Raw genomic sequence first — 15,491 nt, forward strand, 5'->3', positions numbered from 1 at the left:
TTTAAATTAAATTGGTTCCCTCGTTAATGTAAAACGGGAAAACATAATTGTGCCGGGTATTGGTCTGGTTATACATGTAGGTAAGCAAAATCTCTACTACACCTCCCCTAACATCCCTGAACTGTACATCTACATCGGTTACCGTAATGCGGGGTTCATTATACATTAAGGCATAAGTAATGGCTTCCTTTATTTCCCCTTTCAGACTTTCGTCCATTTTTTTAAAAAGAAACTGCTGCAGGCCACCTCCAAAACCACCTTCCATACAGCGTTCACCATTTCTGGTCTGCAAGATGATATCAATTGATTCGTTAATGTTTTCTTCGTAAGCACTCAGGTTCAACTGGTGGTTACCAACCGAAAAAGTAACCGGGAAGGCCCATCCCGAACCCAGAAAATGATGGTCTACTTTGCTTGTCTCTTTTGTCATCTCATTAACCGCCTATCATTACATTAAATGCACCGAGCATAATTGTTCCGCCATGCGCGGTGGAGTCGCCCATTCTCGCTGCAGGCATTCCGCCAATCATTACCGTTGCAGAACCTTTTATAATGCTATCTGGCGGACCTACACAAACCAGCATGTCGCCTACCCTGGCGGCTGGTAATTTGCCAATTAATACAGTAGGTTCACCCGGTCCTATAATTGGTCCGCCAACATGTGGTATAGGCACAGGTGCCGGCGTTACCATTGGACATTCGTGAAAATCGGTTAATCTGGCTGCTGGTGGCATATTTTCTTCTGTTTTAAAATTAATTAATCATAATCATCGCACTTTTCAGGCTCAGTTCCATACCGCTTTTAATTTCTGTGGTCATTGATCCTTCTGCAGAAAACTGGCTGTCGGCTACCTGTTTTATATTCATGCCACTTACCGCAACATCTCCGGTTGGCGCTTTTAAAGTTACCCCTTGTGTACCAGTGATATTCACTTTTTGATCTGCCTGTATATTAATATCTGCAGCACTTTTGATGGTAATGCCGTTTGCAGACATGACTATGCTATTCTTATGTTCATCCTGAATGGTGATTTTTTTATCCTGATCGCTAAAAATCATTGTGTTTTTATCCGGCGTAGCAATGGTTAACACCTTATTTTCATCATCAAACTCGATATTGATGTTAGATTTGGAAACGATTGCCTTTATGGAATTTTTCTCATTAGGATTAAGGCCTTTATAGGGCTTATTTTTTGGACTACTGTACATGCTGCCCAATATTACTGGACTTCGTGGATCTTCGTTTAAAAAACCCAGCACCACTTCATCACCTACTTCGGGCAGAAAAAAGACACCTGCACCACTGGTTGAATAAAAGTTGGCCAATCTTGCCCAAATGCCCTGACCACTTTGGTCGAATAGAGGCACATCGACCAAAATGCGGTACTGCGAATCGGGATCATCGTACATTTTTTTAACGGTTCCATTAAATATCCCCCTAACACCAGGCAACATGCCAGAGGCTACTGGTGCCATTACATCAGGTTCTTCGATAAACCATTGAGGCGAAAGGCCTACGGAAACTTCAGTAACCCAGTTTCCATCAGAAAGGTCGTGGACAACACCAGAAATGAGATAATCGCCGTTAAACCTGCCGCCAAGACCATTCAAGGTCATAAATTTACCAGGATCAACCAGGTTGGTACCCTGAAATTTAGCTTCTCCCTGTATTTTGGCATATTCACTTTTTAACATCTGCGCTTTGGCCCAGGTGTTAAGTTCTTCTGTTTCCATTGGTGCAGTGGTTTGCAAGGCATATTCAGGCAGGCCAACTACTTCAGCTAAAGTTTTAGAGGAAATATTTCCTGGTCCGGCATAGTTGTTTGGCGCTTCAGCACTGGCTACCTGCTGTTGTTTATAGTCCCAGGTGCTTGATTTTACACGCTCTAACTGCGTTATGGCATTCATGTCTGCCCTGAATTCCATTAACCCGCTACCATAGCCAATGGTTATTACCGGATTAGGGTTTGCGCCTGGTGCTTTTACGGCAACTGTACCGTTAAGTGTGGTAACAACCAGGCCATTCATTTCTGCCAGCGAAAGCATAAAATCCCAGTCGCTTACATAAAACTGTACCTGCTCAGGCCAAACAGTAGTTGTTCCGCTTACATCAGGCGTTAAAGAAGAATAACTGCTGATGATGGAACTGATTACATCACTATCTTTTTTTTGAGCAAAGGTGAGGCTCTTTCTGCCCACAGTCATTTTTATTGCTTCATCCTTACATTCTACTTCCAGAGCTGAGCCAACAAGGTCATTAATAAGGATAGATTGGCGGGTAATAATACCTTTAAAGATCACCGTGTTTGACGAGTCGTAACCGGCCTCGATACTGATGACGTTACCAGGTACAAAAACGGAAGAAGAGCTGGCCTCGAAAGTTCCGGTATTTGCTTCTCCATCCAAAATGGTAATTATTGCAGTAGAAACGCGGTTTATTCTTTTTTCTACCCGTACCGAGAGTACATTTACCTCGCCGGGAACGGTATTGCCCGCAACTTTAACGGTATAGGTGGCTAAGCTTCCACTGGGAATATTGGATGATGATGACATTATATTTTTGGAATGATGGGTGGAAAAATCAGTTTTTCTACTCCTTTTAAGTTTCTAAATTTATTAAGGCCATTGTATCGGGCTACCTGAATGTAATATTTTTCATTGCTCCATACTTTTTCGCACAGTTCTGGCAATGTTTCTCCTTCTACCACGGTAACCAGGTGACTAATATCAGGCGATTCGTCCTGATCCTGGATTTTTACCGTTTGTGGGGCAATATACTGCCCGAAACCCAGCGAAATTTTGGCCCTCAAGGGGCTTCCATCAGGCCGGAACAATGTATAAGAAATATCAAAAGAATTTAATACCCCATTAAAAACGAGATCTTTACCCCATTGCACCTTAACAAAATTTGGTCGGTGAATGGTTCCGTTATACGTAAAAATAATGTTCTCTAAAGTGCTGATCTCTTTCGCCATATCAACCCGTTTAGGGTCAACAATTCCGGTACAATCAATCACCACATCAAAGTTTAGTTTATCGCTTGGCGTACTTTTGTAACGTTGCGATGGCGAACTGGAATCGGGTGCCTGCTGCTGGTTATATTCAATGCTCCGTTGCCATTTAATCGACTCGGGATTGAGCATCATCAGGTACGGCGGACCGGGAAAACGTTTGGTAAACTGTTCATCCGTATAACCGGTAATTTTCATTGGTTCCAGACTTCCCATAACTAACGTGCATTACTGCTCCTTTTGGTGCGTTCGGTAATCATTTTCTTGCATTCAGCAAGCAATTGCTTTTTTAATTGTTTAACATCTTCTGCACTCACTCCAGCTTGCAGATTTGCTTCGCTGGTTGATATCTGCGTTTTAATGATAAGTTCTCTTATTTCTACAGGCATAATGATTAATCAAATAGGTTTGAAGTGTAAGTTCCGTTATCCGTAATCTCAAAATAGGTATAAGCCAGTTCGATAGATTCAATTACAAGGGCATTTTCCTGCGATTTTAAGTCAGATACCGAATATTTTATCGGATAGGCTTTATGGAAAGTCCACATTATCAGCATATCTCCATTGGCATCTAACAGGCTAACCGAAATGTCGTTGGTTTGAATAGTAACGCCAAGCCCACCATCCATGCTGCTCACACACCAATCAACAAGGCCTGATCCTTCCGGAACAAGTGCTCTTTTAAGCACCAGGTTTTGGCTTGATGAAGTAGTGGGGAGCCGGTATTTAAACCGGTTTTCCCCACCTGATACTACTTCTTCAATGCCTAACTCCTTAGAAATACCTGATACCTCCTGAAAGGCAGCGTTCTCCCCTTTTAAGGAAACCATGAAATAAAACCCTACCGGATAAGTATTACTTGCCATTCGTAATGGTTAACTGTTCGTGCGCAATTTCCAGTGTGTCAATCGCCACTTCATTTCCTTCTGATTTTAAGTCAGTACTGCTGATTTTGGTTGGCCATGCATTATCCAGCTGCCATTGCATGGTTACATTGCCTGACTCATCAAGCAGTTTAATCAGCACTGTGCGCCTTTTAATCAGATTCATTTTAATCTCCGCGTGCCAATCCCAGAAAACGTTATCGTTAACAAAAATTCCACGTTTCATGGTTACGTTACCGTATTTTACCAAACCTGGCATTTTCTCTGTAGAAAAAAGCGGACTGTTGCTTTTGCGGTATTCGATCACCTGATTTTCGACATCCATTCCGGATACTTCCTGAAATCCAACGCCTTTTAATTCAGTACCAAGGTCTACCTCAAACCTAAATTTCGGTAAGGGCCATGTTGCGCCTTGTGCGCTTCCATCATCTGCCATAATATTATCTTTTTAAATTAATGTATAAATCTGTTAACTAGAAACCGGCATTTCCTGTTGGAAAGTAAGTACAATAAACTCTGCAGGGCGTACCACGGCTACACGCACGGTTACGTTCATAAATCCATTTAGGATATCATCAGAAGTCATGGTAGTGCCTAAACCACAATCTACCGAAAAAGCATCTGCAGCGGTGGCACCCATCAATCCACCCTCTTTCCAAATGGTGTTCAGGAAACTACTGATCATCGCTTTAACAGCTTCCCAGGTATTTTTTACATTCGGTTGGAAAACGTAAGAATGTGCTGCCAGTTTGCATGATTGTTCAATCATAATCATGGTTCTTCTTACCGAAATGTATCTCCAGTCCTGGCTGTTACCATCCAATGTTCTGGCGCCCCATACCAAAATACCGATGCCGTTAAAAAAGCGGATGGCATTGATGGATTTACCTGAAACAGGGTCGATGTTGAGGTTGCCCTGCTGGCTTTCTGATAAATTAATGGGTAAAGATACCGCGGCAGTAATGGAAGTATTGGCTGGAGCCTGCCATACACCTTCCTGGTTATCAATAGTAGTCATTACGCCTGCCATACCTGCGCTTGCCGGAAGAATATTGGCCAATGCAAGTACATTTTTAATAATGGTGGCATATACCTTACTCGCATTGATTAATGCATTATTGTATTGCGTTACCGTTAATGGTGCTCCCGGAGGGTTTTCAATATTATGAAGAATGGTTGCTGCTGTTGGGTTGGGGTTTGATGGCGGATTTAACAGTGGCTCCAACTGTTTAACATCCCCGCCAAAAAGATTGGTGTAATTGATATCAGTACTTTGCATAATGGTGGTACCGATAAAGGGATAATAAGCAGCGCCATAGCTCAAACCCTGCTCTCCGGTATGCTCCCTGAAAGTATCAATATCAGCAGAATAGGTTATTGGATCAGGGTTTCGGCCGCCAATAATGTCGAAAACAGATACCGCAGTTTGCATATCCTGGCTTTGTGCCAGCATACTTTCCATTAGGGTACCATTATCATCTACCGACAACAAAGTGGCTTCCGGGCAAATATACATTGTAGGTTCCTCCTCGTTAAGCAAAAGTTGAAGACCACTTTGGAGCTGTGACAAAGAAACATTCGGATTAATAATCTGCTGCCCTACACCCATTGGCTGTGCAGATGCAGGGCCATAAGTACCTACCGATACAATATACGCTTCTCCACCCCCATTTTGATAAAATAGTTCAATACTGTTGTACATGTAATAAATGGTATTGGGATCGGGTAAAATGGAGTAGTATGCACCATTGATGATCATATAATCACGATCGGTAGGCTCGCTTTTTTGCTGTACCAAATAATATTCGGGACTATACTGTGCCGCCGGACTTGCTGGTGGTGCCGGGTTAGGGTAACAATAAATAGACTGGAACTCAGCAAATGACGTAATTTTATACGGCACATTGGTATACGACTTACCATTGTATTCGGCCTGGGGCGTATAGCCTATAAATGCCGGAACCGCAGTAGCCACCGTGACTACGCTATTGGGAAAGGCATTTTGCTCATTGATGTAAACACCAGGAGACTTAATGTTTGATGCAATCATAACTTATTTTTAGCGGTTATTGGTTTATAAATAAACATACATGGGTGAAGAAAGCTGTTCAGCCGCGTTACCCGTCACCTTACCTATCCACTCGGGTATGGGTGTTGGCAGGCCCTTAATAATTATTTGTGGCTGCACGGGCCTGTTATCGGTTGATGCTGGACGGTTGATGAGGTCGAATTTGTATACAGGTACCTCGCTTAATGGGATGAGCTTGCTGCCCGAAGAGAACAACAAAGCATTTTGCCCGGTTTCCATCACTACATTTTCCGGTCCTTCAAAATTAATAGTCTCTTTTCCTGAAATGGCAAGGTTATACAGCTGCAACGTATTTCTATTGATGATAAAGTATTGCCATTGCGTTGCCCTTGCCATCAATTTAATATCAAAACTCACACTTCCCTCGTCCTTATTAAATTTTAAAATATCAGCAAAACGCAGGGTTGCCTTTCCTAAACAGTTCGTACCAGGATTGCCGGAGAGCTGCTGATTGAGCTGTACATTTTGATCATCTACAGTCGTATTACTGCTATCGTATAAGAGTTGCCCTACCCAATTGGAAGGCAGTTCGGTAAAAAAATTAAAGTCGGGGTTATTTGTTCGCATTTCAAAACAAAAAGCATCCTGCCCGGTAGCTTGTTCTATATATGCTAATAACTCTTTTAGCGGTTGCGAAGCATTAACATACAGACCTATACCATTAATCTGTCTCCTGATAAGAAGACGAAACCTTTTCATCAATTGTTCGGTTGCACTATCGGCATTAAACTCCAGGCAGCGGCAAATGCTTTTCTGGAAATAACTGTGGTAAACATCCAGCTGAAAGAGACGTTGATATTTTTCGATCATTGTGTTACCTGATTATCCATTACCGAAACTGCCCCTACAAACCCATCTGCCTCAAATCCCTGAATGGTGATTAACCGCATCTTATAAATAACAGAGGGCTGGTATTTTGCTCCCATAGCCGACCACAGGTTGTTCATTTCCTGATAGTTGAGTTTTTCTATATCAAACTCCAATTTATTAAGTCCCTTTGGTATAGATGAAGAAGAATTTGCAGATAACACCGCATTAACCTGAAAAAAAAGGATTACCGCATTCAAGAATTTTAGTGTTTCGCTGTAATCGTCAAAATTGGCGCTTATCAAAACATCCAGGTTAAATCTTTCAGCAGGATTCACATTTGCATAACTTCCATTATTAAGCTGATGATTGCGCACGTTAAAAGGTTTAGTGGTTTCCTTTTCCACATTGATCAGCGAGATTACAATTTTATTTTGGTTTACTACAGGTATACTTCCATTGCTATCGATCAGCGTATTCTTGATCACTTTTGGTTCATCCAGACCAAACCGATTCTTTAGAAATTGATCCAGGGTATCACAAGTAAATTGGAGCGCCTCGTTAATCATAATAGTACCTTAGATTGAATGAGTTTGTTTGTAGTGGATAATTGTATTAGAGCAATGATATAAAATTAGATATCTTGTATTTAAAAACAGCACGAATGATGTATACTTTTCATATACATTAAATGTTGATCGAAAATTATGCGTAGACAAATCGTAGACCGGGGGATATAAGATTATCGTCATTACGGGTACTCATCAGGGCTGCTCCCGGAAAAAAATGGAGATGGCGTCTAAAAAATACGATCTGATAATCAACAACTTATATAGACCTCATTATAAGAAGTCTTTTTCAGTGGATGAGGCAATGACGACGGATCTATTGGAATCAGTCAATGGTAGCAAAGGAATAACAAAAACAGCTAATAAACTCAGGCCATACTCAACTTATGCTGATCTACTGACCTTAGATGTGCAGCAAGATCCTGGTCTCGCGGCAATGACATTTTCTTTTTAAGCCTATACTTATGTGTGCGCACACTTTCCTGGTTAATGCCTAGTAAATTCCTAATATCATCGTTACTCATATTCATTTTAAGGTAACAGCAATATTTAAGATCGATTGAGGTTAATGTAGGGTAAGCTTTAGTGAGTTGGAGTAAAAAACCAGGATTAATTTCTTCGAAATACAGTTTGAAATCGTCCCAGAGTTTATAATCGTTCGCAGATATTTTAATCGTGTTAACGATAGAGATCAGTTCCGTTCTGGTCCGGTCATCTACATTTGGATAAAGCTCGCCAAGGCGCTCTTTAATTTTTAAAAGTACATCTACTTTCTGATCGAGTTCCATTACATAACGGCTTAAGTTCCGGTTATGATCGGCATTGGCAATGGCCGTATCCGCAAAGCCCATCACTTTTGGAAGCGCTGGCTGCTCTTTTTTCATTAACAAAATGGAATTGACCCTCGAACTCAGGTAAGAAGATTGATGAAGGTACTCCTGCTGACAGCTAAATACAATGTGATTAACAGGCCAGTTTAGCATTTCATTTTCGCCCCTTTTTGTTATGCACAATATGGGAACTAACGATTGTACAGTTAATGTTCCTATTTCATTGAGCATGTACTGGTTATTAGAGAAAGATAAAATAACAAGATCTGGCTTCATTGAGCTAAGTATACTTGCTAAACCCGTGGCCATAGTTGCTGAAACAATATGATAGGTAAAAGTTATGGATTGTTTTAATTTATCCAGTAAAATTAAAAAACTGGCTGTATCGTCATATCCTACAACTATTACTTTCTCTTTTAACATGTTATTGTTTGGTTGATGATGAAACCAGCACACTTTCATTATCACAACTTCTGGTTGTATCAAATATCAACAAAAGAAATAGAAAGAAGTATTGGATAATGGCCGTATTTTCACCTTTTTGTAAAAGGTGGAATATGCAAACACCTGCTGAAATATGATGACCTATGTAAAACAAAATGATAATTTAGCAAACAGGAATTTAGTCAACTTTATTGTATACCATTGATGAACTTAATCAAATATACCTTTAGGACCATTTTTTGAAAAATTCTGATTGCTGGACATCAATACCAGATTTGTAAGGTCATTATAGGCCGCTGATGCAGAGACTTTACTGATATTACCATCCTCTTCAGGTGCAGCCGTGCTAAGAATATGCTCTTTCCAGTTTTTATTGTGGTCTATACTGACAAAAGGTTCCTTACCTACCCGGTCTTTCTTACGTGGATAGAATTTTCCGTCTTTACATTTGTAAACTTTAACCTGATCCGTTTTACGCACTTTCGAAATGGTTTTTGATAGTAAATGACTAACTGTTTCATCAGTAAAAGCTGGCCGGTTTTTACCATTCCACAACTTGCGCCGCAATGCTTCCCTCAATTCTTCCTTTTTTGCATTGGCGCGGGATGCGGCATCACTAACACGGCCATCTCTTGCAGCATTCCCATCAATTCCTCCAAAGAGCTTTTTTTGCCGATCGGTCATTTTGCCAAAAATCGACTTTTGCCTGACCCGCTCGCCAATACTTTTTTCTTCCTCCATGCGCTGGATAACCTTGCCAGCAGTTGAGCCATTTGCCTGGGCGCTATTATTAACGGCATGCTGTAACTTTAGCTGTGCAATAGTTGTTGGTCTGTTATCTGCAAAATTGGACTGGGTTTTAGTCTTGCTTACTGATTTAGGCACAGAATTGGCAACAGCAGCTGTTTTTTTTTCAGGTGTTTGGTTAGCGTAGCTATTCATTGAGAGGGAATATAATTTATTAGATTATAGCAGCAATTTAAAATTTTATCAGGAAATAAGCTAATATTTTTATAAATCGAACCAAACGATCCTCATTTAATCTTGCTTTTATTAGTGATCAATTCATCAGTGCTAATAAATCAAAAAGTGTAGTTCCAATAAACGCCCCTTAATTTCCATGGCTATTAACCTGAATTCGATAAAAATTTATTAAAAATTTCGTACTTTAAAGGCTACCAGTTTAATCTACCCGCCATGCTGATCCGATAATTTTACATGTAACGAATAGTGTCTTCAATGGCCTTGTAGCTACTACATGGTCAGCATCTTTTTTAGCATGAAAGATCCTGAAATAAATTCAGGGGTGACGAATCTTAATTGACAATATCTTATGTGAGGGACTTTAAAGATATATTAAATCGAACACAGTGTACCTGCTACATCTTCTGCAGCAGGACTTAACTTTGTTAGTGCAGCAACAAATACTATTACAGGGATTTTTATAAGGACATTTAGAAGCAATTTAAGGTACGCATTCCAAGATTAGGTTGCAGCAGTCATTCTGAAATAAAGTAAGTTAATTTCTTAACATTTAAGGAACAGTATACTTATATTAAAACATGATGTTCGCTCACACAAAACCAGTCATTTTTTGTTTATCATCAGATTAAAGCGCTACAATATGGAAAATGAAATACAATCTGAAAGGGACATCCAATGCGAATTCCTCAATGTTTTTAAATTTATATGGGCAGCTTGTGGCATAGCCCCTTTAGGCGAAACGCCTCACACTTCTGAGCCAGAAAGCGCAAATCCTTAAATAAGAATTCCAGGTCTAAACTTTTTAAGCGACGTATCTAATTAATATCCACATATCAATTGGATGATTTTGCTTTGAAAAAAAATATTCTTCTATCTAAATGCTTTTCAACAAAATCTATACTTAAAAAAACTACGTAATTAATCAAAAACAAATTATTCATCAAAAAAAAATAAATTATCCCAAAGAAAAATAAATGATATCGAACCAAAGACGTCTAAGTAGAATTACAAATGACTTAATTTGTGCAAAAAGCGCCTCCAAATGCTTTAAACTAAATTAAAAATTAATATTAAAGATATTTTTTAAATCAATTTTTTAATTATTTTCGACTACTGGATCCCTATAAAATGACATTTTGACAAAGAATAAAGCAAGCCTAATTTTAATGGGCAATTGATTTATTTTGTAGTTTTTTAAAGCCCAACAACTTTAAAAAAATTTAGATTCATGTTAAGCAAAATGGTTCCCATTCATTGTTTATGATTAAAGCTCTACGTGAATTTTTATTTATTGGATTATGGGGATTAATATTGCTTTGCTCAGCAAATATTGCATTAGCGCGCGATGAAATTAAAACTATAACAACTGCCAGCTTTAATAACTTATCCTTTTCTTTTTCCTCAAAAGCGTATACTGACATCTTAAAACCTTCATCGGAAAGCAGCTATTCTAAACATTATATCGCCCCGGCCCCATGGCAATATTGGAGTAAAGCCAACGAAATTGTTATTACATCAGATATTGGAACCGTTACCGGAACGATAAAGAAAAGTGATGGTACACTATTATTTAATTTTACCTGTACGCAAGGTACACCTTACGTACAACGCTTCACCGGATTGCCTAAAGACGTGCCTGCGCATCCCCTAAATACGGTATTAACGGGAGCCGGATTAATTGTAGAAGCAACAGGATCTATTTCTGTTAACTTAAGAAATGTTGCTTCTGATGATTTAGGAAAAACTGACGGTACTGATTCCGATATTAAAGGCAACGCCTCTCTTTTTAGTTTCGGTGATGCCGCAATTGGAACGTCTTTTCGTGTAGGTTACTATCGCGATGGCAATCTTGCGGGGAGTAGCCACCCTCCAATATATAGCATTATGGCCACCGAAAACAACACCATTGTTAAAATTGGAGGTGTGGCTACCGCTACATTAAATGCCGGACAGAGTTATCTCTTTACGGCACCAATGGGAACCTTAGTAGAATCATCAGGATCGGCTGTAATGAATACCGCTGCAGATCTGGATGCACCCGGAGGCTGTGGGGATGGCGCCTACAATCCAATTCCACCAATAGCATCGTTGGGGCAAGAGTACGTAGTGGTTAGAGGAGAGGGTAATTCAACCGCCGAGCAGACTACAGTGATTGCAACAGAGGCTAACACCGTAGTTACCGTTACCGACTTTGACCTGAACGGTGTTCAGAAAAGAGTAACTACCTATACCCTGGCACAAGCTGGCGATTTTAAAACTTTTGCTCATGGTTATATTAACGGAACTTATAGCTACGAAAATCCAGGTATAAATACGGGCAGGTATTCATCATCAAGAATTCAAGCCAATAAAAATGTAGAAGTGTTTTCAGGTACGGCTGGTATTTCATCTGGTGGTGGTTGCGAGGTTGATGTTGCGACTTTAGTGCCAATATCCACTTGTTCGGGGTCTAGAAAAGTAGAAACCACCAAATTCACCGCTTATAACAACGGTGATTTATCTTATTTTGGTTACATCATTACAAAAAGTACAGCTAAAATCTATCTAACAACGCAATTGGGTACAACCAATTATACGAACACCGATATCGAAACGATACCAAGTATCGGTACCCGTAAAGCTTTAGGAACTTCCGGTTTATATTTAATCAGTTTTACTAAAGCAGACATTGGCTCACCAAAAACAATCATCATTAACAGCCCAGAACGACTTACCGTAACGATGGTGCAACAAGGCGGTGGTTTCTCCATGTCCAACTTTATTTCACGTTTCCCAGAAAAAGCAGATCAACCGGTTTTATCACAAAACAACTGTGCATCGGCAACACTTACGGCAAATCCGAATGCTTCTTCATATCAATGGTATCTTAACGGAAATCCGATAAGTGGAGCAAATAACAATACCTATGTGGCTAGCGCTTCGGGTAATTATACTGTTAGTTATAGATTGGATTGTGGCATTAGTGCACCTTCACTCCCTTTAAAAATCTCACTTTGTAATATAGACCGATCTATTATTAAAACGGTTAATGTAGCTTACCCGGAGTTAAACAGTAATGTGGTATTTACCCTCAAGGCCGAAAATTTAGGAAATGGCAATGCTGTTGGGGTATCAGTTAGCGATCTGCTACCTACTGGCTTTACCTATGTTTCCAGTACTGCACCGTCAGGTACAAGTTATGATCCTGTTTCGGGCATATGGACAATCGGCGATTTGGCCAGTAATGTAAATATAAGCTTAACAATTACTGCAAAAGTGGTAAAAACCGGAACAAATGTAAACACAGCTACTATTACCGGTTCGCAACCCGATCAGGTAAGTAATAACGATCAGAGCTCTGCTACAACCATTACCGGCTCTGGTGATAGAGAAGTATGCATAGGTACTGCCATAAACGACATTATTTTTGATATTCCATCCGGCACAACCAATGTTGCTGTTACCGGTTTGCCAAGCGGAATTACGCATAACTATCTTCCATCTACCAAAAAACTCACCATTTCTGGTACACCTACTATAGCTGGCCCACCGAAAACCTATACTGTTTCCAATACTGCAGGAAGCCCGCTCACCATAACCGGTAAGATAACCGTAAATGGGAATGTAAGTGCTCCTGTTTTTAATGGTGGCTTAACAGATAAACGTTGTGTTGGTGCCGGAACCGATACCTATGTTGCAACTGCAACAAATGCTACAGGTATAGTTTACTCCATATTACCTTTAGCGGCAGGTATTATTGATGCAAATAGCGGCATAGTAACCTGGGATAATACATTTACGGGAACAGCCACTATAACAGCCACCGCAAAGGGATGTGTGGAGAAAAAGACAGATTTTCCTGTAACGGTAAGTGCCCTCCCCAATTTAACCCTGGGCGATGACCCCGAAATATGTCAGGGATTTAACACTTCATCTCTGCCTTACACCAATCCGCTAAATAATCCAACACAATATAATATCATCTGGAATACACCAGGTTTTGATCCGGTTAGCAATCAACCCTTGCCACCAGGAAATATTCCGCTTAACATTCCAGTAAATGCAGCTTTAGGCCAACACTCAGGAGTGTTGACCATTAAAAATACAGCGGGTTGCAGTACTCAAATTAATTTCAACATTAAAATAAATCCAAGACCATCAGCACCACATGTGATGCTACAAACTAATTCAACATATTAAACAAACAAAAAAATCGTCCCCATGAACACTTCAATTACAAAAACAATTTTAGCCATTACACTTCTATTAATCGGCACATTTTCAAGAGTATCGGCCCAGGTATTACCAACCACCAGCGGCGTTAGTTTATTCTGCGAAGGCGCAGACCTTACGTTGCCTGCAGCACCAGCAGGTGCAGTCTGGATTGTTAAGTATAGTGCAACACAAACCACAACACCAAGTCTAGGTGTTCCTTTAGTTTCGGGAAATAAAATCGCAGTGGCAGATTTAAAAACCGGGTATTATTATTTAAGTTCAAAATCAACAGTGGATGGATCCTGCGAATCTGAATTACAGGAAATTCCGGTATATGTGCTTAAACCTTTGGTTGTTAATTTTACGCCAGCTGATTTCTGTCTCGAAAGTCCATTGGCACAAGTTGGCGCTGTTACCAATCCTGATGCCACAAACATTCCAGATTTGGCCTATCAGTGGTATACGGTAACAGGAGGAGTTGAAACGGCTATATCTGGTGCAACAGCAAAAGATTATACGCCAACGGCTCCGGCAACTGTTGGAACAAAAACACACAGGTTAAAAGTGGGTTATGTAATTAATGGCAATAAATATTGCGCACAATGGGCAGATCATGATGTTAACGTAACAGCTAAACCGGTTAAACCAACCATTACGCCGGGAACCATTACTGGCACTGCAACAGCAGTTACTTTCTAAACTGATTTTTAGGTTTTCATCACATTGATGTATAAATGAAGCGAAGGATATACTCCTTTCTGGCTTTGGCTATATTGCTGTTTTTTATTCAAACAGCAAAGGGCCAAATTGCACCCAACGGGCGGCAAACTATTTCGATCAGACAAGGGTCGTCGGTAGTTTTGCGTGCAAATTCGGCTGGGGCAGCTTCATATATATGGTATAAGGATGATGTGTTAATAGAGGGGCAAAGGAAATCAACACTTATTACTGCAACCGCTGGCATTTATAAAGTAGCTAGCATCAATAAATTTGGTTGTACATCGGATATTTCGGATGAGATAGGGGTTATTATACTGCCACAACTTATTGCAGATGTAGCCATAACAAAGCGATCAGAATCGAAGATTGTAGTGGGCGATCAGGTTTTTGAGTATTACCTGAATGTTAGAAATAATGGTGCTGATAATGCCACTCAACTGATGATTAAAGACGCGCTTCCTGATAACCTCTCTTTGGAAAACCTGAATCAGCCCACAGATGGAGTAGCCATTTACGATGCGCTAAGCCGAACAATTAACTGGAATATTCCATTACTGGCAAATGGCAAGTTTGCTGAACTGGTAATCAAGGTAAAATCAAAGCAAGCGGGCATGGTGAGTAATACAGCTACTGTAATCGCATCAGAATTTGATCCTAACCTGGCCAATAATACATCAACAGATAAAAAAGAGATTTCAGGTTTAAGAATACCAAATGTATTTACGCCTAATGGGGACGGCAAAAACGATACTTTTTTTATTGAACACCTGGAATCTTTTGAGTCGAATGAAGTAACCATCATTAACCGTTGGGGAAGCACAGTTTATCAATCAAACCACTACGTAAACGACTGGACTGCTCCGGGATTAGCGGATGGAACCTACTTCTATGTAATTAAAGTTAGAAATGGAACAGCTACCTGGCAAGATTATAAAGGTTATGTAACGGTAGTCAGGTAAA

Annotated in this window: 15 protein-coding genes; 3 read left to right on the forward strand and 12 right to left on the reverse strand. The window is 40.1% G+C overall.

Annotation, left to right across the window (positions count from 1 at the left end):
• Nucleotide 1: 1 nt before the first annotated feature.
• From OQX63_RS13545 to OQX63_RS13600, 12 genes are all read right to left on the reverse strand, one after another.
• The gene (locus OQX63_RS13545; protein ID WP_265851400.1) at nucleotides 2-430 is read right to left on the reverse strand and encodes a GPW/gp25 family protein; all 429 of its coding nucleotides are present in this window, start codon (nucleotides 428-430) and stop codon (nucleotides 2-4) included.
• 4 nt (nucleotides 431-434) lie between these two features.
• Entirely contained in the window at nucleotides 435-734 is a 300-nt protein-coding gene (locus OQX63_RS13550) for a PAAR domain-containing protein (RefSeq protein ID WP_265851401.1), read from the reverse strand.
• Nucleotides 735-753: 19 nt separating this feature from the next.
• Nucleotides 754-2,553: a type VI secretion system tip protein VgrG gene (vgrG, locus tag OQX63_RS13555; protein ID WP_265851402.1), complete on the reverse strand. Its 1,800-nt coding sequence runs from the start codon at nucleotides 2,551-2,553 to the stop codon at nucleotides 754-756.
• Complete coding sequence (locus OQX63_RS13560; protein ID WP_265851403.1) at nucleotides 2,553-3,227, reverse strand: hypothetical protein; 675 nt, start codon at nucleotides 3,225-3,227, stop codon at nucleotides 2,553-2,555. Before OQX63_RS13560 ends, vgrG begins: the two co-directional genes overlap by 1 nt.
• Before the next feature lie 2 nt (nucleotides 3,228-3,229).
• On the reverse strand, nucleotides 3,230-3,400 hold the full coding sequence (locus tag OQX63_RS13565; protein WP_265851404.1) for a DUF5908 family protein: 171 nt from the start codon (nucleotides 3,398-3,400) through the stop codon (nucleotides 3,230-3,232).
• A gap of 5 nt (nucleotides 3,401-3,405) precedes the next feature.
• The gene (locus tag OQX63_RS13570; RefSeq protein ID WP_265851405.1) at nucleotides 3,406-3,876 is read right to left on the reverse strand and encodes a phage tail protein; all 471 of its coding nucleotides are present in this window, start codon (nucleotides 3,874-3,876) and stop codon (nucleotides 3,406-3,408) included.
• A complete protein-coding gene (locus tag OQX63_RS13575; protein WP_265851406.1) occupies nucleotides 3,866-4,330 on the reverse strand; it encodes a phage tail protein in 465 nt (154 codons plus the stop codon). Before OQX63_RS13575 ends, OQX63_RS13570 begins: the two co-directional genes overlap by 11 nt.
• A 33-nt stretch (nucleotides 4,331-4,363) precedes the next feature.
• Nucleotides 4,364-5,944, reverse strand: coding sequence for a phage tail sheath family protein (locus OQX63_RS13580; RefSeq protein WP_265851407.1), 1,581 nt, complete (start codon nucleotides 5,942-5,944; stop codon nucleotides 4,364-4,366).
• A gap of 24 nt (nucleotides 5,945-5,968) precedes the next feature.
• Complete coding sequence (locus OQX63_RS13585; protein WP_265851408.1) at nucleotides 5,969-6,793, reverse strand: hypothetical protein; 825 nt, start codon at nucleotides 6,791-6,793, stop codon at nucleotides 5,969-5,971.
• On the reverse strand, nucleotides 6,790-7,359 hold the full coding sequence (locus tag OQX63_RS13590; RefSeq protein ID WP_265851409.1) for a DUF4255 domain-containing protein: 570 nt from the start codon (nucleotides 7,357-7,359) through the stop codon (nucleotides 6,790-6,792). Before OQX63_RS13590 ends, OQX63_RS13585 begins: the two co-directional genes overlap by 4 nt.
• A 368-nt stretch (nucleotides 7,360-7,727) precedes the next feature.
• Entirely contained in the window at nucleotides 7,728-8,612 is an 885-nt protein-coding gene (locus tag OQX63_RS13595) for a helix-turn-helix transcriptional regulator (protein WP_265851410.1), read from the reverse strand.
• A 231-nt stretch (nucleotides 8,613-8,843) separates the two neighbouring features.
• Nucleotides 8,844-9,575, reverse strand: a complete 732-nt coding sequence (locus tag OQX63_RS13600; RefSeq protein WP_265851411.1) for a hypothetical protein — start codon at nucleotides 9,573-9,575, stop codon at nucleotides 8,844-8,846.
• A 1,302-nt stretch (nucleotides 9,576-10,877) separates the two neighbouring features.
• Here OQX63_RS13600 and OQX63_RS13605 point away from each other — a divergent pair.
• The 3 genes from OQX63_RS13605 to OQX63_RS13615 are packed head-to-tail and all read left to right on the forward strand — an operon-like array spanning nucleotide 10,878 to nucleotide 15,490.
• Entirely contained in the window at nucleotides 10,878-13,796 is a 2,919-nt protein-coding gene (locus OQX63_RS13605) for a hypothetical protein (RefSeq protein WP_265851412.1), read from the forward strand.
• Nucleotides 13,797-13,817: 21 nt separating this feature from the next.
• A complete protein-coding gene (locus tag OQX63_RS13610) occupies nucleotides 13,818-14,510 on the forward strand; it encodes a hypothetical protein (RefSeq protein WP_265851413.1) in 693 nt (230 codons plus the stop codon).
• Nucleotides 14,511-14,545: 35 nt separating this feature from the next.
• Nucleotides 14,546-15,490: a gliding motility-associated C-terminal domain-containing protein gene (locus OQX63_RS13615; protein WP_265851414.1), complete on the forward strand. Its 945-nt coding sequence runs from the start codon at nucleotides 14,546-14,548 to the stop codon at nucleotides 15,488-15,490.
• The last annotated feature ends 1 nt before the right edge of the window (nucleotide 15,491 follow it).

Origin of the sequence: Pedobacter sp. PF22-3, assembly GCF_026239555.1 — a bacterium.
GTDB lineage: Bacteria > Bacteroidota > Bacteroidia > Sphingobacteriales > Sphingobacteriaceae > Pedobacter.